A 22,329-nucleotide genomic window follows, 5' to 3' on the forward strand; every position below is an offset into this window, starting at 1 on the left:
CTTTCAGTTGGGGCGAAAAGGAGAAATGAACATGAAACATGTATATCTAGTAGACGGGGCCAGAACGGCATTCGGGGCATTTGGCGGGTCGTTTGCAAATACGGATGCAACAGAGCTTGGCACAGCGACAGCGGTGGAAGCGCTCAAAAGGGCGAATGTCAAAGCGGAAGATGTGGATCATGTCATTTATGGAAACGTCATCCAGTCGAACGTCAATGCAGCATATCTTGCGCGCCATATTGGATTGAATGCAGGCGTTCCCCAGGAAGTACCGGCCCTGACCTTGAACCGGCTTTGCGGCTCCGGTGCGCAGGCGGTCGTTTCCGCAGCGCAGCACATCCTTCTTGGTGAAGCGGATATTGTCCTGGCGGGCGGCGCAGAGAATATGTCGATGTCGCCTTATGCGAATTTCACGCAGCGTTTCAGCAAAGCGAAGATGGGGCCGATGCAGTTCGAAGATATGCTTCTCGCGACGCTGACTGACCAATATACCGGCAGCGGCATGGGCATGACGGCCGAAAAACTGGCGGAGCAATACGATATTTCCCGTGAAGCCCAGGATGAATTCGCGGTCGAATCGAACCAGCGGGCAGCCAAAGCGGCAACGGGCGGACAGTTTGACGAAGAAATCGTCGGCGTTGAGGTGAAAACGCGCAAAGGCACGGTCGTGGTGGACAAGGATGAACACATCAAACCGGATGCCAATACAGAAGGTTTGTCGAAACTGCGCCCGTCGTTCAAGAAAGACGGGTCTGTAACGGCAGGCAATGCTTCCGGCATCAATGACGGTGCGGCATCTCTTGTGGTGGCAGGGGAAGATGCCGTGAAAAAGCATGGTTTGTCACCTGTCGCCCGCATCGTTTCCTGGCATGTGGCTGGTGTCGACCCAACCATCATGGGCATCGGCCCGGCTCCCGCTATCCGCCGCGCACTCGAAAAAGCGGAGCTGACAATCGACGATATCGATTTAGTTGAAGTGAATGAAGCCTTCGCAGCCCAATATTTGGCGGTGGAAAAAGAACTCGGGCTGGACCGTTCGAAAGTGAACGTCAACGGCGGGGCGATCGCACTGGGACATCCGGTCGGCGCGAGCGGTGCGCGGATCTTGCTGTCAACGGCTTATGAACTGAAGCGCCGCGGAGGGAAATATGCAGTCGCCAGTCTTTGCATCGGCGGCGGGCAGGGAATTGCGGTGGTGATTGAACATGCCTAAGCTGCCTGTCATCGTGGCGCCGATGTTTCTTGTGTCGACACCGGAAATGGTCATTGAATCAGGGCGCGCGGGAGTGATCGGCTCGTTTCCTCTATTGAATGCACGCCCTGCCGAAGAATGCGCAAAATGGCTGGTCGAAGTGAAAGAAGCGCTCGGGGAAATTCCCTGGGCCGTCAATTTCATCAGCCACCGCGGCTCAAACAAGCGCTACGACGAAGATGTGGAATTGATCCGTGAGCATCAGCCGCCGATTGTCATCACTTCGCTAGGCTCGCCTGCAGAAGTGCTCGAAATCGTCCATGGCTACGGCGGACTCGTCTATTCCGATGTGGCCAACGTCAAGCACGCGAAAAAAGCGGCACAAAGCGGCGTTGATGGATTGATTCTCGTATGTGCAGGCGCTGGCGGGCACGGGGGCACACTCAACCCATTTGCTTTCATTGCGGCGGTCAAAAAATTCTTCGACGGCACGATTATCCTGTCGGGTTCTTTGTCCACTGGGCAAGATGTGGCAGCCGCTTTATTGATGGGGGCAGATTATGCTTATATGGGTACCCGCTTTTTGGCGGTAGAAGAGAGCAGCGCGCCCGAAGATTATAAACAGATGGTCATCGATTCTTCGATTGAAGATGTTTTATATACCGATTCGTTCAGCGGCGTTCCGGTGAATGTCCTCATCCCGAGCCTTGAAAAACAAGGCATCGACCCGAAAACCTTGAAGCCAAAAAAAGATGTCGACCTATCCCATCTCGTCAATGCCAAGGCATGGCGTGATATTTGGTCGGCCGGACACGGCGTGACGACGGTGACGAAGCGCGAGACGGTCAAGGAGGCTGTCGAGCAATTGGAGCGGGAATACGAAGAAGGAGTGAATGCGCTTGTACCAAACCATTAAAACCGAACTATCGGACGGGATCTTGACATTGACTTTGAACCGCCCCGATAAAATGAATGCTTATACGGAAAAAATGAATGAGGAACTGCTCGATTTCTACCGCAACGTGAACTCGGACGACGAAGTGCGCGTCGTGGTCGTGACCGGAGCGGGGCGTGCGTTTTGTGCCGGAATGGACTTATCGGACGGGGGCGCAACTTTCGCTTCTGAACAAAGCGCAGAAGAATACCGCGACCTCGGCGGCCAGGTCAGCAACCAGGTCTACGAAGTGAAAAAACCGATTATCGCTGCCATCAATGGCCCTGCGGTCGGCATCGGCATGACGATGACTTTGCCGATGGATATTCGCATCGTCAAAAAAGATGCGAAGATTGGTTTCGTCTTCGGGCGCCGCGGGATCGGACCGGAAGCTTCCTCCGGCTGGTTCTTGCCGCGTATTGTCGGTATCGGGAAAGCGCTCGAGTGGACGTTGACGGGGCGTTACATCCCGACTTCAGAAGCCGTAGAAGCGGGGCTAATGCAATATGAATCAGAAGATCCGCTTGCGAAAGCGTATGAAATCGCCCGGGAAATCGCAGAAAATACTGCTGCCACATCGAACAGTTTCACTCGCCAATTATTGTGGAAGATGCTTGGGGCGGATCATCCGCACGAGTCGCATCTTGCGGAATCGAAGTTCCTCCACTGGGCGGGGAACAATGCCGATGCCGATGAAGGCATCCAATCCTTTGTCGACAAGCGAAAAGCGGAGTTTCCGATGAAAGCAAGCGAGCTTCCGGATTTTTTCGATGAAAAATAAGTTGTCCTTAAGCTGCTAAAGCGCTGTAACTGCGCTTTAGCAGCTTTTTTAATGTGTTGTAGAAAATGGATGGAAAGATGAAGCATATGTGTTTACATTTTATACCCTATGGGGTATATTGATCTTAAGAAAACGAAAATAAACAAAAGGAGATTGATTCCATGTTATTACGATATTTCTATGACGAAAAATTGGCTCACGCATCTTATGTAGTAGGGTGCCAAAAAACAGGCGAAGCAGTGGTCGTTGATCCGATGCGCGATATCACAGCATACGAAGAACTGGCGAAAAAAGAGAAACTGAATATTGTCGGCGCTCTTGAAACGCATATCCATGCTGACTTTGTATCCGGTTCACGGGAGCTGAATGACCGTTTCGGCACGAAGCTCTATATTTCGGATGAAGGCGATGCCGATTGGAAGTATCAGAACCTGGACGGGATCTCCCATCAATTGTTGAAGGACGGCGACCAGTTCAAGATCGGCAACTTGGTATTTGACGTGATGCACACGCCAGGGCATACCCCGGAGAGCATTTCGTTCCTGTTGACGGATAAAGGCGGATCCGCGGATAAGCCGATGGGCATCTTTACAGGCGATTTCGTCTTTGTCGGCGACGTCGGGCGCCCAGACCTTCTTGAAAAAGCGGCAGGCATCCAAGGTACATCCGAATCCGGTGCTGTGGCGATGTTCAAATCGATCGAACGCTTCAAAGCGCTGCCGGATTATTTGCAAGTTTGGCCAGCGCATGGTGCCGGATCCGCTTGCGGTAAATCGCTCGGTGCAGTGCCATCAACTACGGTCGGCTACGAAAAAGCCTTTAACTGGGCAATGCAATTCGATGATGAAGCTTCCTTCAAAAAAGCCTTATTGGAAGGGCAGCCGGAACCGCCGTACTACTTCGCAGTGATGAAATCGGTCAACAAAGTGGGCCAGAAACTGATCAAAGACTTGCCGGAACTGAAAGAAATCACATCAGCTGCAGATATCGAAAAGCTTCTTGCAGAAGGCAAGCAAGTACTTGATATGCGCCCCGCAGATGCCTACAGCCAAGGCCATATCCAAGGAACGATCAACATCCCGTTCAATAATTCCTTTACGAACTGGGCAGGCTGGATCGTCGATTACAACAAGCCGCTCTACTTGCTTCTCGATACAAAAGTGCTCGATGAAGCATTGGTCGCCCTCCGTTCGGTCGGAATCGATGAAGTCTACGGCTTTGCGGAAGCGGAAAGCGTCATGGCACAAGCTGAAAACTTGTCTTCTTATGAAAACGTTTCGCCAACCGAGGCGAATGAAATGGTCGAAAAAGGCGAAGCGTATGTGCTCGATGTGCGCAACCAGACGGAATTCGATGAAGGGCATATCGACAACGCCAAACACATCATGGTCGGCACCTTGAAAAACCGGATCGATGAAGTGGATGCGGATAAAACCGTCATTGTCCAATGCCAGGCAGGCGCCCGTTCTGCTATCGCGGCAAGCGTCCTGAAAGCGAACGGCATCGACAACCTGGTCAATATGACAGGCGGCTACAGCAAATGGCAGCAAGAAGTCGCATCCGTTAAACAATAATAGCAGCATGACCGCTTAAGTCTTGGCTTTAGCGGTTTTCCTTTAAAAAAACACACCCCCGAAAGGAAAGATCGAAACAATGAGTATGGGCATCCCGATCGCATTGCTGGCTCTTGCCGGCTCTAACGGTTTCTATAAACGCTATGTCACGGCCAAAGGGGTCAAGCACGACTGTGTTGACAACCTGAAAGAAAACGCAGATATTCTCTTGCTGGATGTGAGAGCCTATAATATCTCCTATAAAGATCCCGTCGATGGCGCGTTCGAACTTCCGGTCGCTTATTTCCTCCGCAGCTACGAAGAAATACCGGACCGTCCGACCCACGTCATCGCTTCTGATGAAATGGAAAAGAATATGGCTGTCCGCTTGCTGCGGAAAAAAGGGAAGATTGTCGTCAGCTATAGCTTAACCGAAGAAGATTGCGGTGAGCGGATGCTTGCCCATTGATTATGCTCACCCCGACATCAATTGTCGGGGTGTTTTTATATATTTTGAAAAATACCAAAATATCAAATCGCGTTGACAAGCGGAAAGAGACGTTTTATAGTATGTGTAACCGGTTACACATAACCTGAGAACGGAGAAGAGCGATGACAACGATCAGAGATGTAGCGAAAAAAGCAGGCGTTTCCGTTGCGACGGTTTCACGTTTCTTGAATGGCAGCGGCTATGTCAGCGCAGACGCCGCCAAAGCGGTAACTGAAGCGGTGGAGGAATTGGAATATGAATTGAATCCGGTCGCACGCTCTTTGAACACGAAACGCTCCAGTTTGATCGGGCTCATTTTGCCGGACATCACGAATCCGTTTTTCCCGGAACTTGCGCGGGCGGTGGAAGATGTCGCTTTGAGCTATGGCTATACCGTCATCCTGTGCAACTCGGACGAAGACCCGAAAAAAGAGAAGAACTATATCGAAACCTTGAAAAAGAAATACATCGCGGGTTTCATCGTGACATCGAATCAGCTCGACGCACCGCATTATGCGGATACGAAGCTGCCGATTGTGGCACTGGACCGGGCCATCAACGAGAAGATCCCCGTGGTCTCATCGAATAATAAAGAGGGAGCGGTGCTTGGGGCCAATGCGCTGCTCGAGCGCGGATGCCAAAACATCCTGTTCCTTCGGGGACCGGAGGCACTGAATCCCGCGAATGACCGCTATGACGGATTTATGGAAGCGATCGGTAAATCGGATGTCGACTACCGCATCGTCACTTGCCCGTTCCATTACGCGGACTCACAGAAGATCGTGGAACGCGAACTGAAGGACAACCCGGAAATCGACGGCATTTTCGCCTCGAGCGATGTGTCGGCAGCAGGAGCCTTGAAAGCGGCCGTTCTGCTCGGCAGAAAAGTGCCGGACGATTTGCAGATTGTCGGGTTTGATGGCATCGCCATGGGCGAGATGCTTTCTCCGGGGCTCTCAACCGTCGCACAAGATGTTTACAAAATGGGCGCAATCGCAACGCGTGTCCTGATTAAGCGGATCGAGAACAAGCCCGTGGAAGAAAGCTTCTACGAAATTCCGGTCAAGCTCGTCTTACGTGGCACAACAAGGAGTGTGGAATGATGATTACAGTAGTGGGCAGTATCAATATGGACCTTGTCGTCGGAACGGAACGATTCCCGAAACAAGGCGAAACCGTGCTCGGCAATTTATATACGACCGTCCCTGGCGGAAAAGGCGCCAATCAGGCAGTCGCCGCAGCGAGGCTCGGCGATCAAGTCCATATGGTCGGTGCAGTCGGCAGCGACGCATTCGGCACACAGCTCCTCAAAGGGCTGGAAGCAGAACAGATCGATACACAAGGCGTCAAAAAAACGGACGGCGCCAGCGGAATCGCCAATATCTTGCTGTCAGAAGGCGACAACCGCATTATCGTCGTCCCAGGTGCCAACCATGAACTGACAACAGCTGATATCGATGCACAGAAAACGGTAATCGAGAAAAGCTCAATGGTCATTTTGCAGCTGGAACTGCCGATTGCAGTCGTGGAATACACGCTGCAACTTGCCAGAGAACTCGGCGTGCCGACCATCCTGAATCCAGCTCCAGCTGGTGGATTCACGGGGGCGATGAAACAAGCGGACTTTTTGACGCCAAATGAAACCGAAGCACAAGAGCTGTTCGGCGAAAACTGGGAATTGGAATTGGAACGCTACCCGAACCGCATGGTCGTGACGCTTGGAAAAAACGGTGCCCGCTATTTTGACGGCGAACAGCACGTAACGGTCGAAGGCTATCCGACACAAGCGGTCGATACGACGGGTGCGGGGGACACTTTTAACGGCGCGTTGGCAGTTGCCTTAGTGGAAGGCAGCGAGTTCAAGGAAGCTGTGCGCTTCGCCAACGCCGCTGCCTCCTTATCGGTGGAAAAATTCGGGGCGCAAGGCGGCATGCCGAACCGTCCGGAAGTCGTTTCCCGGATGGAGGCGGCAAAATGAAAAAACAAGGCATCATCAATCGTGACATCGCCGGCCATTTGGCAAGGTTCGGGCATACGGATTTGCTTGTCATTGCCGATTGCGGGCTGCCGGTGCCGCAACATGTACCGTGCGTCGATTTATCATACCGCATCGGGGAACCGTCATTTGAAACGGTGCTGGAAGCAGTGCTTGAGGATTTTGAGGCGGAAGCGGCTTATATTGCCCGGGAAATAAGCGATCACAATAAAGGTTTGGAAGCCGGCATGCAACAGCAATTGGATTGCCGCTATCTCAGCCACGAGGAATTAAAGGCGATGAGCCATAACGCCAAACTGATCATCCGCACAGGGGAAGCAAGCCCTTATGCGAATGTCATTCTCCAGTCGGGCGTCATCTTTTAATGAGGCAGGTGAACGAAATGACCGAAATGATCAACATGACCGATATTTGCAAATCGTTCAGCGGCAACGCTGTCTTAAAAAACGTCCATTTCTCTCTACAAAAAGGCGAAATTCACGCCTTGATGGGCGAGAACGGGGCCGGCAAATCGACCTTGATGAAAATCATGTCCGGCATCTATACCCGCGACTCCGGAACGGTGGAAGTGAAAGGCAAAGAAGTCGAGTTCACTTCACCGAAGCAGGCAGAAGCGGAAGGCATCGCCGTCATCCACCAGGAATTGAATATCCTGCCGCACCTGTCAATTGCGGACAATCTTTTTCTTGGCCGTGAGGAAACCGTTGGGCGCACAGGCATACTGAAGACGAAAGACATGGAACGCAAAACGAAAAAGATCCTGGGGGATTTGGGGCTCGATATCGACCCGTCGCTTCCCGCAAGCACATTGTCTGTCGGCCAGCAGCAATTGGTGGAAATCGGCAAAGCTTTGTCGATGGATGCAGAAATGATCATTATGGACGAACCGACAGCAGCATTGACGGACCGGGAAATCGAAACTTTATTCGTGACCATCCGGGATCTTCAAAAGCGCGGCGTCTCTTTCGTCTATATCTCACACCGCATGGAAGAAATCTTTTCGCTATGCGACCGGATCACCATCTTGCGCGACGGTGAATTTGTCGGCGAACGGAAAATCAGCGACACTAGCTTCGAAGAAATAGTCCAGTTGATGGTCGGCCGTGAACTCGGCGACCGTTTCCCGGAACGAAGCTCGGCGATTGGCGACGTGAAGCTGTCGGTTAAAGGCTTATCACGGAAAGATTGCTTTGAAGACATTTCCTTCGATATCCATAAAGGGGAAATCGTTTCGATTGCCGGGCTCATGGGGGCCGGGCGCACAGAAGTGGCACAGTCTCTATTCGGTTATAAGAAAGCGGATTCAGGAACGGTGGAACTCGATGGCAAGCCTGCGAAAATCGACAATCCGCAAAAAGCGAAAGAACTCGGCATCGGCTACGTGACCGAAGACCGAAAATCCGAAGGGCTGATCGTCGATTTTACAGTCGAAGAAAACATCAGCATGGCAAACTTTGAATCCATTTCCAAAAAAGGTTTGCTGTCGAAAGACAAAGAACGCAGCCTGTACGACCGGATGGTGAAACGCCTTGGCATCCGGACATCAGGGCCAGACCAGGCTGCCAAATCGCTCAGCGGAGGCAACCAGCAAAAAGTCGTCATCGCGAAATGGCTCGGCATCGAACCGGATGTACTCATACTCGATGAGCCGACGCGCGGCGTCGATGTCGGTGCGAAGAAAGAGATTTATTCGATCATCAACGAATTGGCCGCTCGTGGCGTCGCCATCTTGATGATCTCTTCCGAACTTCCGGAAGTGATCGGCATGGCCGACCGTGTGCTCGTCATGCACGAAGGCAAGCTGACGGCAGATCTGCCGAAGCAGGAAATGACGCAGGAAACGATTATGCATTATGCAACAGGAGGTGGGAAACTTGAAGCTGAAGTCCGCTAATACAAGCTTGTTCCAAAAAATCGCGCCGTTCATCGGTTTGATTTTAATCATCATCATCATTACCGCAATTAACCCGAGTTTTCTATCCATGAGCAATATCTTGAACGTCCTCCGGCAAGTGTCGATTAATGCGTTGATCGCATTCGGCATGACCTTCGTCATCTTGACCGGCGGCATCGACTTATCGGTCGGTTCGATCTTGGCGCTTACGGGTGCTGTGACAGCCGGCATGATGGCTTCAGGAGTTGACCCGATCTTGGCGATGCTGTTAGGGCTGTTCCTCGGGGCAGTTCTCGGAGCCATCAACGGCGTCATCATCGCGAAAGGGAAAGTAGCGCCGTTCATCGCGACACTGGCGACGATGACCATCTACAGGGGCTTGACGCTTGTCTACACAGAAGGCCGGCCAATTTCAGGGCTTGGCGACAGCATGGCTTTCCAGATGCTTGGAAAAGGCTATTTCCTCGGCATCCCGGTTCCAGTCGTCACGATGCTCATCAGTTTCGGGATCCTTTATTTCATTTTGAAGAAAACGACATTCGGCCGCCGCGTCTACGCAGTGGGCGGCAACGAGGAAGCTTCTGTGCTTTCCGGAATCAATGCCGACCGCATCAAGATTTATGTATATTCCTTGGTCGGCGCGCTTGCCGGTTTGGCTTCTTTGATCTTGACTTCGCGTTTGAATTCAGCGCAGCCGACAGCCGGCCAGATGTTTGAACTTGATGCCATCGCAGCCGTGGTGCTCGGCGGAACGAGTTTGACAGGCGGCCGCGGGTGGATTGTCGGCACTTTGATCGGTGCGCTGATCATCGGCGTCTTGAACAACGGATTGAATTTAATCGGGGTTTCCTCCTTCTTCCAGCAAGTGGTGAAGGGTGCAGTTATATTGCTTGCAGTATTGCTAGACCGTAAAAAAACAGCATAAGGAGTGGTAGAAATGAAGAAAATGCTATTGATGTTCGTCCTTTTGGCAATGATGGTTTTGGCCGCATGTTCCATGGAAGCACCAGGTTCGGATTCAGAAGAAACGACAGGCGGAGAAGAAGCAAGCGGAGATTACACAATCGGCTTCTCGATCTCGACATTGAATAACCCGTTCTTCGTGACATTGAGTGAAGGGGCGGAAGCCAAAGCTTCTGAACTTGGCGCGACTCTTTCCGTAGTGGATGCACAAGACGATGCATCGAAACAGGCAAGTGATGTAGAAGACTTGATCCAGCAAGGCGTAGACATGATTCTCATCAACCCCGTCGATTCTGAGGCAGTGGCTTCAGCCGTGGCTTCTGCCAACAATGCCGACATCCCGGTCATCACTGTAGACCGCAGCGCAGAAAGCGGAGAAGTCGTGTCCCACATCGCTTCGGATAACGTAGCGGGCGGTGAAATGGCAGCTGAACATTTGTTGTCGCTGGTCGGTGACGGCGCGAAAGTAGCGGAATTGGAAGGTGTTCCAGGATCTTCTGCAGCACGTGAACGCGGAGAAGGTTTCAATAATATCGCAGCAGACAACTTGGATGTAGTCGCCAAGCAAACAGCGAACTTCAACCGTGCAGAAGGTTTGTCGGTCATGGAAAACATCCTGCAAGCAAACCCTGATGTAACCGGAGTGTTTGCGCACAACGACGAAATGGCGCTTGGCGCGCTTGAAGCGATCGAAGCTTCGGGCAAAGATGTTACAGTGGTCGGGTTCGACGCGACAGATGACGCGGTCGCCGCAGTAGAAGAAGGGCGTCTTGCCGGAACGATTGCCCAAAAACCGGAAATGATCGGTGAAATGGCTCTCGAAACGGCAATCCAGCATTTGGATGGCGAAGAAGTGGAAGCATCGATTCCAGTAGAATTGGAATTGATCCAGGAATAAGGAAGAAGAAACCGCATCGGCCATTTGCCGGTGCGGTTTTTTTATGCAGCTAGGCTGAAAGAACTTAGCGAAAAAGATTTCAAGAAAATAGAGAGATTTCATTTGGATTTTTTTACTATTAATATAAAATAGTAGTAAGCCATTAGTTCTGATTATTCAGGTATCAGAAAATTCTTACTTCAAGTATGGTACATTTTTTATAAACCACTTGGAGGAGGAAGCGAAATGGCGAAATTAAATCGATGGAGAGCCGCGGGATTGCTCGTGCTGGCAGGGGCTCTGGCGGCATCCCCGCTACAGATGGGAAGTGACGGAAAAATGGCAGGGGCAGACGGGGAATATGCAGCATTGACTGCTGAAGTGAATGAAATTTTACAGGACGAAAGCTTGGACGGTGCCCTAGCAGGTGTCAGCATCCGGAAGGCGGACAGTGGGGAGAAGATATACGATCATTTTGGCGACATCCGCTTGAAACCGGCATCCAATATGAAACTCTTCACTTTAGCGGCGGCACTTGAGACATTGGGAGAAGATCACCGATTCTCGACAGAACTGCTTACCGACGGGGAACTGAAAGGCAAAGTGCTGCACGGAAACCTTTATTTGAAAGGCAAAGGCGACCCGACATTGCTCGAGGAGGATTTCGAACGCTTTGCACAAGAATTGAAAGCACAGGGCATACATAAAGTGAAAGGCAAGCTCGTCGGCGACGACAGCTGGTTTGACGATGAGCGCTTGTCTGAAGACATGACGTGGAAAAATGAAGTGTCGTATGTCGGGGCGCAAGTATCCGCATTGACCGCCTCCCCGAATAAAGACTACGACGCCGGGTCGATCATCGTGGAAGCGAACGCCGGAGATGCGGCAGGAGATGAGGTGCGGGTGAGTTTGTCGCCTGAAACGGATTACGTGACAATCACCAACAATGCCAAAACGGTGGCAGCGGGCGAACCGAAAACACTGAACATCACGAGAGACCATGGCACGAATGAAATCATCATCGAAGGCAATATCCCGGAACAAGGAAGCCGGACGCGCGAGTGGATCGCAGTTGATGAACCGTCCGGATACGCGCTCAGCTTATTTGAAAAAGCGCTCGGCAAGGAAGGCATCGAGCTGATCGGGAAGTCCGAAACCACAATGGGCGTGACGCCTGAAGGCAGCCACACGCTTGTGCAGCACCACTCGATGACGCTTGCGGAACTGTCGATTCCGTTCATGAAACTGAGCAATAATGGGCACGGCGAAGCGTTGGCGAAAGAGATGGGGCGCGTCTTGAAAGGAGAAGGCAGCTGGGATGCCGGGCTTGAAGTGATGGAGGCAACCGCCGAAAAGCTTGGCGTCAATGTCGATACGATCCATCTGCGCGACGCTTCGGGTATGTCCCACGTCAACTTGATTCCAGCGAATGAGATTTCTCAGTTATTGGCCGGAGCGCAAGACGAGCCATGGTTCGATACATTCCTGGACTCCTTGCCGGTAGCAGGGGCCACAGAACGCTTTGTCGGCGGCACGCTGCGCAATCGCATGAAAGGCACAGCGGCAGAAGGCAATGTCCAGGCAAAAACCGGCAGCTTGTCTTCGGTTTCTTCTTTGGCGGGCTACGCGACGACACAAGACGGCGAGCGGCTGATCTTCGCGATTATCCTGAATAATGACCTGGCGAACGTCACGCCGGTTGAAAATGCAATTGCGGAGGCGATTGCTGAATACCAAGCCAAATGACAGGCAGAACCTTCGAAAGGTCATAAAAGGGCTGTTCTGACAGAAACAGCGGCGGAAAGCTTTGGGTCTTTCGCCGGCTGTTTCTTTTTTATGGGAAAGATTGGATTGTTCTTTCCATCCTGAAAAAAGTTCTGTATGGTGAATATATCAAGAATTCAAACAAATTAGGAGTGGTGAAAATGAGACCGATCATTGGCATTACCGCGTCAAAGGAATTGGGGAAAGACGAATACAATGTGGAGCTTGCGGATACAGAAGCGATCGTCCGGGCGGGCGGTTTGCCGATTATGCTGCCGCATATTGAAGGGCAAGCGGAACTCGAAGAACTTGCCGAGCATATCGACGGTCTGTTCCTTGCCGGAGGCTGGGATATTGACCCGACTTTATTCGGCGAAGAGCCGCATCCGGGCCTTGGCGTCATCATCCCCTCACGAGACCGTTTTGAGCTGGAGCTATTGGAAAAAGCGCTGGAGAAAAACAAGCCGGTGCTGGCGATTTGCCGGGGCGCCCAGATTTTAAATATCGCAGCCGGCGGGGACATGTATCAGGATACACCATCGCAACTGGCTGGAAATTTGCTGCAGCATCAACAGCGGGCGCCGAAAGAGCATGGCTCGCATTTTGTCGAAGTCGCGGAAGGTTCGCTCTTGCACCGGCTGACGGATACCCTGAAACTCAAGGTCAATAGCCGGCACCACCAGTCAAACCGCCACGTGCCGGAGCATTATCTCGTTTCCGGCATTGCAAGCGACGGGGTCATAGAAGCGATCGAGAGCAAAGGGCATGGTTTTGCGCTTGGATTGCAATGGCATCCGGAAAATATGGCGCGTGCGGGGGATGCCGCGTCTTTGCGCATCTTTGAAGGCTTTGTCAGTGCCTGTACAGAAGAGGGGGATGAATGAGTGCAGATTATCGATACGCACTGCGACGCGCTATTGAAATTGCAGGTGGCGAAGCGCAACGAATTATTTCGTGGAAAGCCGGTGCGCTTTTTCGACGCGGAAGAGCTTGACGCCAACTTCCTGCGTTTGCAGCAAGGCGGCGTGAGAGTCCAGTTTTTCGCGGTGTTCGTGCATCCAGAGCTGCCGGACAATGAAAAATGGCAGCATGCATTAGAGCAGGTCGATTTGTTCTACAGCGAAGTGCTCGCGCAGCCGCTCGTCAAACACATCCGCAGCTGGGAAGATATTGATACGCTGGGCCCGGATGAAATCGGGGCGGTGCTCGCGCTTGAAGGGGCGGATGTTTTCGGGAACGACCTTGCAAAACTTCGCCATCTCTACAGGCTCGGTGTGCTGTCGCTCGGATTGACGTGGAATTTCGCCAACCTTTGCGCGGATGGGGTCGGGGAAACTAGAGGCGGCGGGTTGACACTGCTCGGCAAGCAAGTTGTGCAGTTGAATAATGACCATGGTGTTTTTACGGACGTCTCCCATTTGTCGATCGCAGGATTTTGGGAAGTGATGGAACTTGCTGAGTATCCGATTGCGAGCCATTCCAATGCACGCAAATTATGCGATCATCCGCGGAATTTGGACGATGGGCAAATCGAAGCCATGTTTTCCCGCAATGGCTTGATTGATGTCGTGTTCTGTCCTGAGTTCATCAACCCCGGGAGCCAGCAGGCGACGATCGATGATTTGCTGCGCCACATCGATCATCTTTGTGCGCTCGGAGGAGAACGGCACATCGGCTTGGGGTCTGATTTTGACGGCATTTTCGATCATGTCACGTGGCTTGAAAACGCTTCGGCTTACCCGAATTTAATCGAGGCTTTGCAAAAGCGCTATTCGGAAAGCCAAGTGGAAGGGTTTGCGTTCCGGAATTTCCTGGCGCATCGCCCGGGTATAGGGGAGGCGAACAGGAGAACGTAGAAAGCCATCCGCTGATTGGCCAGCGGATGGCTTTTAACATTAATACTTATTCATGGAAGACTCTGTTTCGCCTGATTCGGCAGTTTGCAATTTGCTTTCTTCCGAATCGCTCTTGGCATGTTTCCGGCGGTGCAGGATTGCATTGATTTCAGCTCCGACGACCAAGATCAATCCTGTCAGGAAGAACCAAAGAATCAAAATAATCAAACCACCGAGGCTACCATAAGTAGCGGAAAAATTTCCGAAGTTTGAGACGTAGAAAGAAAATCCAAGCGAAACAAGCTGCCAGAGAATCGTGGCAATGACTGCGCCGATAAGGACTTCCTTAAATGGGAAATGCTTATTCGGCGCGAATTTGTAAAGGATGGCCAATACAAGGCTCATGACCACAATTGAGATGACCCAGCGCAATACTTGGAAAATGATTTCTGTTTGTTGAGGCAAGCTCAGGAACTCGGTGACCATATTGATGATGGCACCGCCAAAAATCGGTAGGACCAGCGCGACGATGACAGCAATTAGCATAAAAATCGTCAACACGATGGCCATGCCCTTCTTCTTGATGAATGAACGGGTTTCTTCTACGTCGTATGCTTGGTTTGTCGCATCTATAAATGCGGTCATGGCATTGGATGCCGACCAAAGCGTACCCAAAATACCGAAAGTCAGGAGACCGCCGGAGGGTGTCGTCACGACGCTGATAATGTTTTCTTCGAATGTAGCTGCGACTTCACCTGGCAGGATGGTGCCGATGAAATCGACTACCCGCTGTGGGTCAAGCTGCAAATACGGCAGGATGGCCAATAGCAAAATCAATAAGGGGACAATTGCCAATAGGTAGTAATAGGCCTGGGCTGCCGCAAGTGTCGTCGCATTATCTTTTTTGAATTCTTGGCCAAGTTCTTTGGCGTAGGACGTCACTTTGCTCATCACTTTATACCTCCATTTGTTTTGTAAAGTTATTAAGTATATGCCCGCTGCAGCCAGGAAATAACCTTAAAAAAGGAAAATATCCGTTTTTACTCCATTGTGAAGAGCTTTAATCGATCATTCGAATGCCAAGAAGGTCGGCAAAAGCGATACGGGCAACATCAGCCCCGGAAGTGATCTTTATGCTTTGGTTGTGCAAGTCGACAGACACGATGATTCCGGATACGGCTGTCTGCCCGCCGTTCCAATAGCGAAGTTCCGCCAGGCATTGCCGCTGGTGGGCAATGCCGATTTCCTCCTGCAATAAACTGAGTTCTTCTTCATTGAGGTGCGGCTTATGTCTGGAAGGTTCATCGGCCCGCCATTCCCGCAGCATCCGGACATGTTCGGGCAGCATCAGCGCCCCCCATTTCAGTTGCCCCCTGTCCAACACATCCCCTTTTACCGTCAAATGCTGATTCTTTTTCATTTTCACCACTCCTTTCTAAAAAAATAAGAACATTTGTTCTTATCGTAAAGAAATAATGGAGAATGGTCAATCACTTCTTTTCCCCCCAAAAAAACAGGGCTGCCTATAGGCAGCCCTGTTTACGCGTTGATTTCCGGTTCTTCGAGTTTCTCGAAAGCGATTTTGAGGATATGGTGGTTTTCCATTGCAATGATTTCCCATTGGTAGCCGCCTTTTTCGAATGAATCCCCAGCTTCGGCTTCGATGAGCTGATGCTGCATCCAGCCGGCGATGGTATCGATTTCGTCGCTGTCTGCAAATTTCAGGCTGAATCGTTCTTCCAGGTCTTTCAACAGGACGCGGCCATTCACGACATAACGGGTGTCACTTTCTTTCACGATTTCAGCTTCCTCTTCTTCATCAAACTCATCCCGTATTTCCCCGACAATTTCCTCGAGAATATCTTCCATTGTGATCAGGCCGGACGTTCCGCCGTATTCGTCGATGACAAGTGCGATATGGGTGCGGTCTTTCTGCATTTTCACGAGCGCCATCTGCAGCGGTGTCGTTTCGTGGAAATACGGAAGGTCATGGATGAGTTCCGTCATTTGGACATCGTTATTGATCGCATAATGGGTCAGCACTTCCTTGGCATTGATGAAGCCGATCAAATCATCTTTATCGCCATCGCGTGCAATCGGGTAGCGCGTAAAGCGGTGCTCCCGAAGTTCAGCGAGCAATTCATCAGTCGACAAATCGTCGGGAAAAGCGACCATCTGCGTGCGCGGGATCATGACATCTTTGGCGCTGCGCTCATCGAATGCAAAAATGTTCTGCATATAGGAAAGCTCCGTCTGGTTGATTTCGCCGCTCTGGAAACTCTGCGCCATGATGATCTTCAGTTCTTCCTCAGAATGGGCTTGCTGTTCGCCGGCAGGTTCGACGCCGAACATGCGAAGCAGCAAACGGGCAGAACCGTTCAAGACGAAAATGAACGGGTACATGATCTTCCCGAAGATATAAAGCGCAGGGGCCAGCGACAAAGTCATCCGCTCCGCAAATTGCAATGCCAGCGATTTTGGCGCCAATTCCCCGATGACGACGTGTAAAAATGTCACCAGCGCAAAGGCAAAGGCGAATGAAACGATTGTCGACACGGCTGAAGGCACCCCGAGCCAGTCGAATAGCGGATGCATAAGGCGTTCGACCGTCGGTTCCCCGAGCCAGCCGAGGCCAAGGGCGGTCACGGTGATGCCAAGCTGGCAGGCGGATAGATAATAATCCAGGTCACTGACGACTTTCTTGACGGTGACGGCTTTTTTATTTCCTTCTTCGATCAGCTGTTCGATGCGCGACATGCGGACCTTGACGACAGCGAATTCCGTACCGACGAAAAATGCGGTTAATGCAATGAGTAAGACAAGAAGGGCTAAATTCAGTAAAAGTATGGGGTCCAATAAATTCCCTTAAATAAGGGATTCACCTCCGGGATAGTTTCTTCTAATTTATCACAATTTACTTCATAGTGCTGAGGAATTGCATCAATGGGCCTCGAGCACGCGCTTTGTGATCTTGCGGATATCGATCGCTGTATCTTCCGTCATGATGTCATCGAGTATGATATCGCGGAAATAAGTGACACTCGCGGTAAGCGGGAGGTCGAGGATCTTGCTGAGCGCAATGCGGTACATTTTCAGGAATTCCTTATCGGTATTGCCACGCTTCAGTTCCGCGAACGCTTCGTAGAATTGGTCGAGCTTATCGGCGAATTCCAATAGCCGGCCTTCGAGTGACTCGTCCTTGCCTTCTTTCATCCGGTCGAAAAACACTTGCTGGAATTCTTCCGGAATTTCTTTCAGGATGAATTTCTCCATCATTCCTTCCTCGACTTTTGCGAGAATTTCCTTGAGTTCGGGGGATGCGTATTTTACCGGGGTTTTGATATCCCCGATAAACACTTCGGCAAAGTCATGGTTAATGGTCCGCTCATAAAGGGATTTCCAGTCGACAGGGCGTCCTTCGCGTTCTTCGATCGTAGCGAAGAACATCGCATACTGGCTGACTTTCCAGGAATGCGCAGCAACATTATGCTCTTCAAACTTGAACCTGCCGGGCGCACGGATGATTCGCTCCAAATCATTTAATGAGGTGAAAAAACGATGAATTCCCATGAAAAACGACTCCTTTTTGCTGATTTCGATGTCTTTAGCATAACCGAAAAACGCTATAATAGAAATTGAAGAGTGATTCACGCGGAAAAGGAGCGCAATCGGCTATGACAGGAAAAACACACATCACAGGCGGCATCGCAGCAAGCCTGGCATTTGCGCAAGTTTCCCATTACGAGCCCGCCATCTTATTGATCGGCGGTGTGGCCGGGGCGTTGATCCCGGATATTTGCCACGGCTCGAGCACCATCGGCAGGAAATTGCCATTCTTATCGAAAATCATCAACGCTCTGTTCGGCCACCGGACTTTTACGCACAGTTTATTGTTTTTGCTGTTGGCGGTTGCTTTGTTCGAAGCGGTCGGATTGAATGAAGCACTTTCGGCAGGCATCATCGTCGGGATGGCCAGCCATCTTCTGCTTGATATGGCGACGAAACGGGGAGTGAAGCTTTTATTCCCGCTGCGCATGACGCTACGTTTGCCACTTACGACGTCCACTGGCAGTTTTACGGAACATCTGGTGTTCGCTGCCTTGTCGGTCCTGTCGGTTTATTTCGGCTATAACCTGTTCAACTTTTCATAATACGTTTCAAGCAGTGTTCTTAGGGAATAGGAGGAGAAAGCAGTCCAATGAGGAGGAAACTCAATGCCTAGAGACGAATTTTCTAAAGATGCCAACCCATCACGAAATACTGACCGTAGAAAACGTGAAGAGTTTGAAGGAATCGACCGCGAGTCGCAGGAAGATGGAGAGAAGATGAGAAAAGAAGGCGCCCACAGCAACACAGGCGTTGGCCATGAACGAAATCCGATCGGCGAATCGGAAAATAAATAATAGCATGAGGAGAAGCTGCCGGAAATTGACCGGCAGCTTCTTTTTTGGACTAATCCCTGATTAAGCCTGGCAAAAACGGATGCAAAAAAATACTGATAAACTGAGATTGTGGTTTTCAAAAAACGGGAGATTCACTCTCTAGATGCTATTGCAGTACTTGTTCTGAAAAATGAAAACGGCTACACTTAAACAGGTGGAATAATTAAACAATTTTTATCATTTGGAAAATGGAGGGATAAGATGATTTCGACAACGTGGAATTGGATGTGGGAAAAGCACCATCAGGCAAAAGATATGCTGCGCTTTTTCGCCAAGCCCGGCTCAACTTCTCAGCCCGATGACCGCGACCGGGCAGAAGATGCAGGTACATACGATGAACGCTTCAAAAAGAAAAGCTACAATACGCCGCAGCTGATTGGGCTGTTCCTCGGCCCTTTGCTGTTCATCTTGACGATGCTGTTCGTGAATCCGGAAGGGCTGACGCCGGAAGCGAAAGCGATCCTGGCGAGTACCATTTGGATTGCCACTTGGTGGATCACGGAAGCGATCCCGATTCCGGCGACTTCGCTCTTGCCGATTGTCTTGTTTCCTTTAACCGGGGGATTGGACATAGGAGAGACCACGTCCGCTTATGGAAACGACACGATTTTCCTGTTCATGGGCGGCTTTATGATCGCCCTGACGATGGAAAAATGGAATCTGCATAAACGCATTGCCTTGACCATCATTTCCTTGATCGGCACAAACACAGAACGCATCATTCTTGGGTTCATGGTGGCGACCGGGTTCTTGTCGATGTGGATTTCCAATACGGCCACGGCCATGATGATGGTGCCGATCGGCCTCGCGATCATTTACCAAGTATCGGAGGCGTTGAAACATGACGACTCGATCGATACGTCGCAGGAAAACTTCGGGTTCGGCAAAGCGCTCATGCTCGGCATCGCCTATTCCGCATCTCTTGGCGGAATCGCGACTTTGATTGGGACGCCGCCGAATACCTTGCTTGCCGGTGCGGTCAATGAAATCTACGGCATTGAAATCACTTTTGCCGAATGGATGCTGTTCGGCGTGCCGCTTGCCTGGATTTTTATCTTCGTGGCCTGGTTTTATCTGATCAAAATCGCTTTTCCGTTGAAACTGAAAGAATTGCCGGGGGGCAGCGCCGTCATTAAAGAACAGAAGACGGAGCTCGGCAACGCTTCCTACGAAGAAAAAGTCGTTTTTGCGATCTTCCTGCTGGCAGCTTTTGCTTGGATCACCCGCTCGTTCTTGCTGGTGGAATTCTTGCCTGGCCTGAACGATGCAATGGTCGGGTTGATCGCGGCCTTGATCTTGTTCGCAATTCCATCGAAAAACCGCAGAGGCGATCATTTGCTGGACTGGGCGACAGCTGTTAAATTGCCATGGGGCATCCTGCTGCTCTTCGGGGGCGGCTTGGCGATTGCCGCAGGCTTCACCCAATCAGGGCTCTCTGAATGGGTAGGCGGCCAATTGATCGGCTTGCAAGGAATCAATGTCCTGATCATCGTTCTTGTCGTTGCGGCGTTTGTTCTGTTCCTGACAGAAATCACGTCCAATACCGCCACGGCGTCGATGATGTTCCCGATCATGGCTTCCTTGGCAGTCGCACTCGGCATACATCCGTATGCGTTGATGGTGACGGCTGCTGTCACGGCTTCTTGCGCATTCATGCTGCCGGTGGCGACACCGCCAAATGCCGTTGTCTTTGGTTCCGGTTATTTGAAAATCATCGATATGGCCCGTGCAGGGTTCATATTGAACGTCTTCGGGATCGTCTTTGTCGGTCTCGCTGTTTACTACTTCCTGCCGCTCGTTTGGGGCATCGATTTATTGAGCACCCCGGCACGGTTCCTGGAATAAACTAAAAGAGCCGCCTCATGCAATCGAGGCGGCTCTTTTTCTGTACCACGTAACCATCATTACGTAAAGCGCCGGCATCGCTGCGCAAAGCAGGATCAGCACGTTCCAGCCAAAACGGGTCCAGATGGGGCTGAGCAGGGAACTTCCTGCAGCGACACCGATATAATACGAGACGAGATACAGGCTTGATGCGCTGCCTTTATGATGTGTCGCTTGCTGGCCGACAGAAGCGGCGGTCAGTGAATGGGCCGTGAAAAACCCGAGGCAAGTAATGCATAAGCCGACTGCGACCATCCACAGTTCCGGGCCTAGCGTCATCAATACGCCACCCGAAAAAATGAACACGCCGATAATGCGTACGCGCCTCAAGCCGAATGCTTCGGCAGCGCGTCCGGCCATAGGGGAGCCGATGACGCCGATGCCGTAGGCGAAGAACAGATAGGAAATCGCCTGCAGCGACATGGAGAATGGCGGTGCTTCGAGATGGAACGGCAAATAGGTCCAAACGCCGGTGAAAGCGACCTGGAGAATTGCCCCGAGGCCGAACACAACGAGCAATGCCGGATTTTTCAAATGGAACAGGAAGCCTTCGATGTCTTTTGAAAAACTCAGTTGACTCGGTTCAAAATGGTGCGAAGGCGGCAACAGGAGAAAGACGGCGATAAATAAGGCGATGCCGGTGGCGCCGAATGCAAAAAACGTTACCTGCCAGGAAAACGCATCGGTCAAGAATCCGGTCAGGACGCGCCCAAGCATGCCGCCGAGTGCGTTGCTCGATATGTATAAAGCGGTGGCATAGGCAATGTTTTTCCGGTCGATCTCTTCGCTGATGTAGGCGAGCGCCGCAGCCGGGACCCCGGCAAGCGCGAAGCCCTGGATCAAGCGCAGCGCGAGAAACACGGTAAACGATTCGACGAACGGCAGGATGAAAAACGGGATGGCGGAGCCGAGCAGCGACCAGATGATATAGGAGCGGCGCCCGTTGCGGTCAGAGAAAAACCCGAGAATGATCAATCCCGCAATCAACCCGAGGATGGTCAGGGAAAGGGATAAGCTGGAAGTCGAGACCGACACACCGAAATCCGAAACGAAAACCGGCAGCAAAGGCTGGACAGCATACATATTGGCAAAAATAAATAACGAAGCCAAAAGCAGGCTCGCAATGATTTTCCAGAATTCGCGGTCGCGTACTGTGTACTTGTGTTTTTCCATGGAGACAATCACTTCCATTTCGTCAGAGCTTCTGCCCTCCATTCTATCACTCATTGGCAAATAAGTGGGAGCGGCCAAAAGGGTGTAAAAAAGCCCGCATGAAAAGTGCGGGCCGGTCGTTAAAGCTTATTGAAATACGCAAGAATTTGTTTGCGGGTAGGTTCTTGCAGGCGATAGCGCAATTCCTTGTTTTGAGTATTCACGAGATGATAGGCCGGGTTTTCGACAACTGTAAACTTCCAATGCGGTTTCACGTTCTTTTTCTTCAATTGCAGTTCAGGCGGCATCATCTTGTCAGTGAAGCTTTCAAGTTTAGCCATCAGGAACGTATCCATGTAACGAACAATGACAAACCCTTGATGCTTCTCAGGGTCATATTTCGATAGGTTGTACTCACTTACATCAAAGCCTTTTTCGTAACGTTGCACAGACGGAGAAAGGACAAAAAAGTCCTCATTGTAAAACACATTCGAGTTGCCGAATTGCTTGAGGCCCAATTCCTCAACCAAAAGATCCTTATTGACCAAATTCATTTCGCGCGCAGTAGCCAT

The 22,329-nt window shown here is 51.2% G+C and carries 23 protein-coding genes; 17 read left to right on the top strand and 6 right to left on the bottom strand.

Annotated elements, in window-relative coordinates; all coding sequences use genetic code 11:
* The first annotated feature begins 31 nt into the window (after positions 1-31).
* From AB9R92_RS11700 to AB9R92_RS11765, 14 genes are all read left to right on the top strand, one after another.
* Positions 32-1,213: an acetyl-CoA C-acetyltransferase gene (locus AB9R92_RS11700; RefSeq protein WP_370669619.1), complete on the top strand. Its 1,182-nt coding sequence runs from the start codon at positions 32-34 to the stop codon at positions 1,211-1,213.
* Positions 1,206-2,108 (top strand): NAD(P)H-dependent flavin oxidoreductase, encoded by a 903-nt coding sequence (locus AB9R92_RS11705; protein WP_370669620.1) that lies wholly within the window; start codon positions 1,206-1,208, stop codon positions 2,106-2,108. Before AB9R92_RS11700 ends, AB9R92_RS11705 begins: the two co-directional genes overlap by 8 nt.
* Positions 2,092-2,907, top strand: a complete 816-nt coding sequence (locus tag AB9R92_RS11710) for an enoyl-CoA hydratase-related protein (protein WP_370669621.1) — start codon at positions 2,092-2,094, stop codon at positions 2,905-2,907. Before AB9R92_RS11705 ends, AB9R92_RS11710 begins: the two co-directional genes overlap by 17 nt.
* A gap of 161 nt (positions 2,908-3,068) precedes the next feature.
* The gene (locus AB9R92_RS11715) at positions 3,069-4,481 is read left to right on the top strand and encodes an MBL fold metallo-hydrolase (RefSeq protein WP_370669622.1); all 1,413 of its coding nucleotides are present in this window, start codon (positions 3,069-3,071) and stop codon (positions 4,479-4,481) included.
* A 79-nt stretch (positions 4,482-4,560) separates the two neighbouring features.
* Positions 4,561-4,929 carry a hypothetical protein gene (locus AB9R92_RS11720; RefSeq protein ID WP_370669623.1) on the top strand — a complete coding sequence of 123 codons (369 nt, stop codon included), beginning with the start codon at positions 4,561-4,563 and terminating at the stop codon, positions 4,927-4,929.
* A 143-nt stretch (positions 4,930-5,072) separates the two neighbouring features.
* Positions 5,073-6,053 carry a LacI family DNA-binding transcriptional regulator gene (locus AB9R92_RS11725; RefSeq protein ID WP_068870330.1) on the top strand — a complete coding sequence of 327 codons (981 nt, stop codon included), beginning with the start codon at positions 5,073-5,075 and terminating at the stop codon, positions 6,051-6,053.
* Positions 6,053-6,928, top strand: coding sequence for a ribokinase (gene rbsK, locus AB9R92_RS11730; protein ID WP_370669624.1), 876 nt, complete (start codon positions 6,053-6,055; stop codon positions 6,926-6,928). The genes AB9R92_RS11725 and rbsK overlap by 1 nt, the downstream gene beginning before the upstream one ends.
* The gene (gene rbsD, locus AB9R92_RS11735) at positions 6,925-7,311 is read left to right on the top strand and encodes a D-ribose pyranase (RefSeq protein ID WP_370669625.1); all 387 of its coding nucleotides are present in this window, start codon (positions 6,925-6,927) and stop codon (positions 7,309-7,311) included. Before rbsK ends, rbsD begins: the two co-directional genes overlap by 4 nt.
* 26 nt (positions 7,312-7,337) lie before the next feature.
* Positions 7,338-8,840 carry a sugar ABC transporter ATP-binding protein gene (locus AB9R92_RS11740; protein ID WP_370670104.1) on the top strand — a complete coding sequence of 501 codons (1,503 nt, stop codon included), beginning with the start codon at positions 7,338-7,340 and terminating at the stop codon, positions 8,838-8,840.
* Positions 8,821-9,765: an ABC transporter permease subunit gene (locus AB9R92_RS11745; protein ID WP_370669626.1), complete on the top strand. Its 945-nt coding sequence runs from the start codon at positions 8,821-8,823 to the stop codon at positions 9,763-9,765. Before AB9R92_RS11740 ends, AB9R92_RS11745 begins: the two co-directional genes overlap by 20 nt.
* A gap of 12 nt (positions 9,766-9,777) precedes the next feature.
* Positions 9,778-10,701 (top strand): ribose ABC transporter substrate-binding protein RbsB, encoded by a 924-nt coding sequence (gene rbsB / locus AB9R92_RS11750; RefSeq protein ID WP_370669627.1) that lies wholly within the window; start codon positions 9,778-9,780, stop codon positions 10,699-10,701.
* A 225-nt stretch (positions 10,702-10,926) separates the two neighbouring features.
* Positions 10,927-12,426: a D-alanyl-D-alanine carboxypeptidase/D-alanyl-D-alanine endopeptidase gene (dacB, locus tag AB9R92_RS11755; protein ID WP_370669628.1), complete on the top strand. Its 1,500-nt coding sequence runs from the start codon at positions 10,927-10,929 to the stop codon at positions 12,424-12,426.
* A 179-nt stretch (positions 12,427-12,605) separates the two neighbouring features.
* On the top strand, positions 12,606-13,328 hold the full coding sequence (locus tag AB9R92_RS11760; RefSeq protein WP_370669629.1) for a gamma-glutamyl-gamma-aminobutyrate hydrolase family protein: 723 nt from the start codon (positions 12,606-12,608) through the stop codon (positions 13,326-13,328).
* A complete protein-coding gene (locus tag AB9R92_RS11765) occupies positions 13,329-14,300 on the top strand; it encodes a dipeptidase (RefSeq protein WP_370669630.1) in 972 nt (323 codons plus the stop codon). It begins immediately after the preceding gene.
* Positions 14,301-14,339: 39 nt separating this feature from the next.
* On the opposite strand, the gene AB9R92_RS11770 is transcribed toward AB9R92_RS11765, so the two are convergent.
* The 4 genes from AB9R92_RS11770 to AB9R92_RS11785 form a co-directional block, all read right to left on the bottom strand.
* Positions 14,340-15,230: a YihY/virulence factor BrkB family protein gene (locus AB9R92_RS11770; protein WP_370669631.1), complete on the bottom strand. Its 891-nt coding sequence runs from the start codon at positions 15,228-15,230 to the stop codon at positions 14,340-14,342.
* A 109-nt stretch (positions 15,231-15,339) separates the two neighbouring features.
* Positions 15,340-15,699 (bottom strand): YolD-like family protein, encoded by a 360-nt coding sequence (locus AB9R92_RS11775; protein ID WP_370669632.1) that lies wholly within the window; start codon positions 15,697-15,699, stop codon positions 15,340-15,342.
* Between the two features lie 119 nt (positions 15,700-15,818).
* Positions 15,819-17,135: a hemolysin family protein gene (locus tag AB9R92_RS11780; protein WP_370669633.1), complete on the bottom strand. Its 1,317-nt coding sequence runs from the start codon at positions 17,133-17,135 to the stop codon at positions 15,819-15,821.
* A gap of 84 nt (positions 17,136-17,219) precedes the next feature.
* Positions 17,220-17,849 (bottom strand): YfbR-like 5'-deoxynucleotidase, encoded by a 630-nt coding sequence (locus AB9R92_RS11785; RefSeq protein WP_370669634.1) that lies wholly within the window; start codon positions 17,847-17,849, stop codon positions 17,220-17,222.
* Positions 17,850-17,953: 104 nt separating this feature from the next.
* Between AB9R92_RS11785 and AB9R92_RS11790 the strand changes: the two genes are divergently transcribed.
* The 3 genes from AB9R92_RS11790 to AB9R92_RS11800 all read left to right on the top strand — a co-directional run bounded on the left by AB9R92_RS11790 (position 17,954) and on the right by AB9R92_RS11800 (position 20,566).
* Complete coding sequence (locus tag AB9R92_RS11790; protein ID WP_370669635.1) at positions 17,954-18,430, top strand: metal-dependent hydrolase; 477 nt, start codon at positions 17,954-17,956, stop codon at positions 18,428-18,430.
* A 63-nt stretch (positions 18,431-18,493) separates the two neighbouring features.
* On the top strand, positions 18,494-18,682 hold the full coding sequence (locus tag AB9R92_RS11795) for a hypothetical protein (RefSeq protein ID WP_370669636.1): 189 nt from the start codon (positions 18,494-18,496) through the stop codon (positions 18,680-18,682).
* Between the two features lie 240 nt (positions 18,683-18,922).
* Positions 18,923-20,566, top strand: coding sequence for an SLC13 family permease (locus AB9R92_RS11800; protein ID WP_370669637.1), 1,644 nt, complete (start codon positions 18,923-18,925; stop codon positions 20,564-20,566).
* Between the two features lie 15 nt (positions 20,567-20,581).
* On the opposite strand, the gene AB9R92_RS11805 is transcribed toward AB9R92_RS11800, so the two are convergent.
* Positions 20,582-21,778: an MFS transporter gene (locus tag AB9R92_RS11805; RefSeq protein WP_370670105.1), complete on the bottom strand. Its 1,197-nt coding sequence runs from the start codon at positions 21,776-21,778 to the stop codon at positions 20,582-20,584.
* A gap of 119 nt (positions 21,779-21,897) precedes the next feature.
* Positions 21,898-22,329 (bottom strand): hypothetical protein, encoded by a 432-nt coding sequence (locus AB9R92_RS11810; protein ID WP_058382819.1) that lies wholly within the window; start codon positions 22,327-22,329, stop codon positions 21,898-21,900.

This window comes from Planococcus sp. SSTMD024, from assembly GCF_041320495.1.
Classification (GTDB): Bacteria; Bacillota; Bacilli; order Bacillales_A; family Planococcaceae; genus Planococcus.

Excerpts from the sequence above, each read along its gene's own strand:
- AB9R92_RS11700 (WP_370669619.1), top strand. The coding sequence starts at position 32 with ATGAAACATGTATATCTAGTAGACGGGGCCAGAACGGCATTCGGGGCA.
- AB9R92_RS11705 (WP_370669620.1), top strand. The coding sequence starts at position 1,206 with ATGCCTAAGCTGCCTGTCATCGTGGCGCCGATGTTTCTTGTGTCGACA.
- AB9R92_RS11715 (WP_370669622.1), top strand. The coding sequence starts at position 3,069 with ATGTTATTACGATATTTCTATGACGAAAAATTGGCTCACGCATCTTAT.
- AB9R92_RS11720 (WP_370669623.1), top strand. The coding sequence starts at position 4,561 with ATGAGTATGGGCATCCCGATCGCATTGCTGGCTCTTGCCGGCTCTAAC.
- AB9R92_RS11725 (WP_068870330.1), top strand. The coding sequence starts at position 5,073 with ATGACAACGATCAGAGATGTAGCGAAAAAAGCAGGCGTTTCCGTTGCG.
- rbsK (WP_370669624.1), top strand. The coding sequence starts at position 6,053 with ATGATTACAGTAGTGGGCAGTATCAATATGGACCTTGTCGTCGGAACG.
- rbsD (WP_370669625.1), top strand. The coding sequence starts at position 6,925 with ATGAAAAAACAAGGCATCATCAATCGTGACATCGCCGGCCATTTGGCA.
- AB9R92_RS11740 (WP_370670104.1), top strand. The coding sequence starts at position 7,338 with ATGATCAACATGACCGATATTTGCAAATCGTTCAGCGGCAACGCTGTC.
- rbsB (WP_370669627.1), top strand. The coding sequence starts at position 9,778 with ATGAAGAAAATGCTATTGATGTTCGTCCTTTTGGCAATGATGGTTTTG.
- dacB (WP_370669628.1), top strand. The coding sequence starts at position 10,927 with ATGGCGAAATTAAATCGATGGAGAGCCGCGGGATTGCTCGTGCTGGCA.
- AB9R92_RS11760 (WP_370669629.1), top strand. The coding sequence starts at position 12,606 with ATGAGACCGATCATTGGCATTACCGCGTCAAAGGAATTGGGGAAAGAC.
- AB9R92_RS11770 (WP_370669631.1), bottom strand. The coding sequence starts at position 15,230 with ATGAGCAAAGTGACGTCCTACGCCAAAGAACTTGGCCAAGAATTCAAA.
- AB9R92_RS11775 (WP_370669632.1), bottom strand. The coding sequence starts at position 15,699 with ATGAAAAAGAATCAGCATTTGACGGTAAAAGGGGATGTGTTGGACAGG.
- AB9R92_RS11785 (WP_370669634.1), bottom strand. The coding sequence starts at position 17,849 with ATGGGAATTCATCGTTTTTTCACCTCATTAAATGATTTGGAGCGAATC.
- AB9R92_RS11790 (WP_370669635.1), top strand. The coding sequence starts at position 17,954 with ATGACAGGAAAAACACACATCACAGGCGGCATCGCAGCAAGCCTGGCA.
- AB9R92_RS11795 (WP_370669636.1), top strand. The coding sequence starts at position 18,494 with ATGCCTAGAGACGAATTTTCTAAAGATGCCAACCCATCACGAAATACT.
- AB9R92_RS11800 (WP_370669637.1), top strand. The coding sequence starts at position 18,923 with ATGATTTCGACAACGTGGAATTGGATGTGGGAAAAGCACCATCAGGCA.
- AB9R92_RS11805 (WP_370670105.1), bottom strand. The coding sequence starts at position 21,778 with ATGGAAAAACACAAGTACACAGTACGCGACCGCGAATTCTGGAAAATC.
- AB9R92_RS11810 (WP_058382819.1), bottom strand. The coding sequence starts at position 22,329 with ATGGCTACTGCGCGCGAAATGAATTTGGTCAATAAGGATCTTTTGGTT.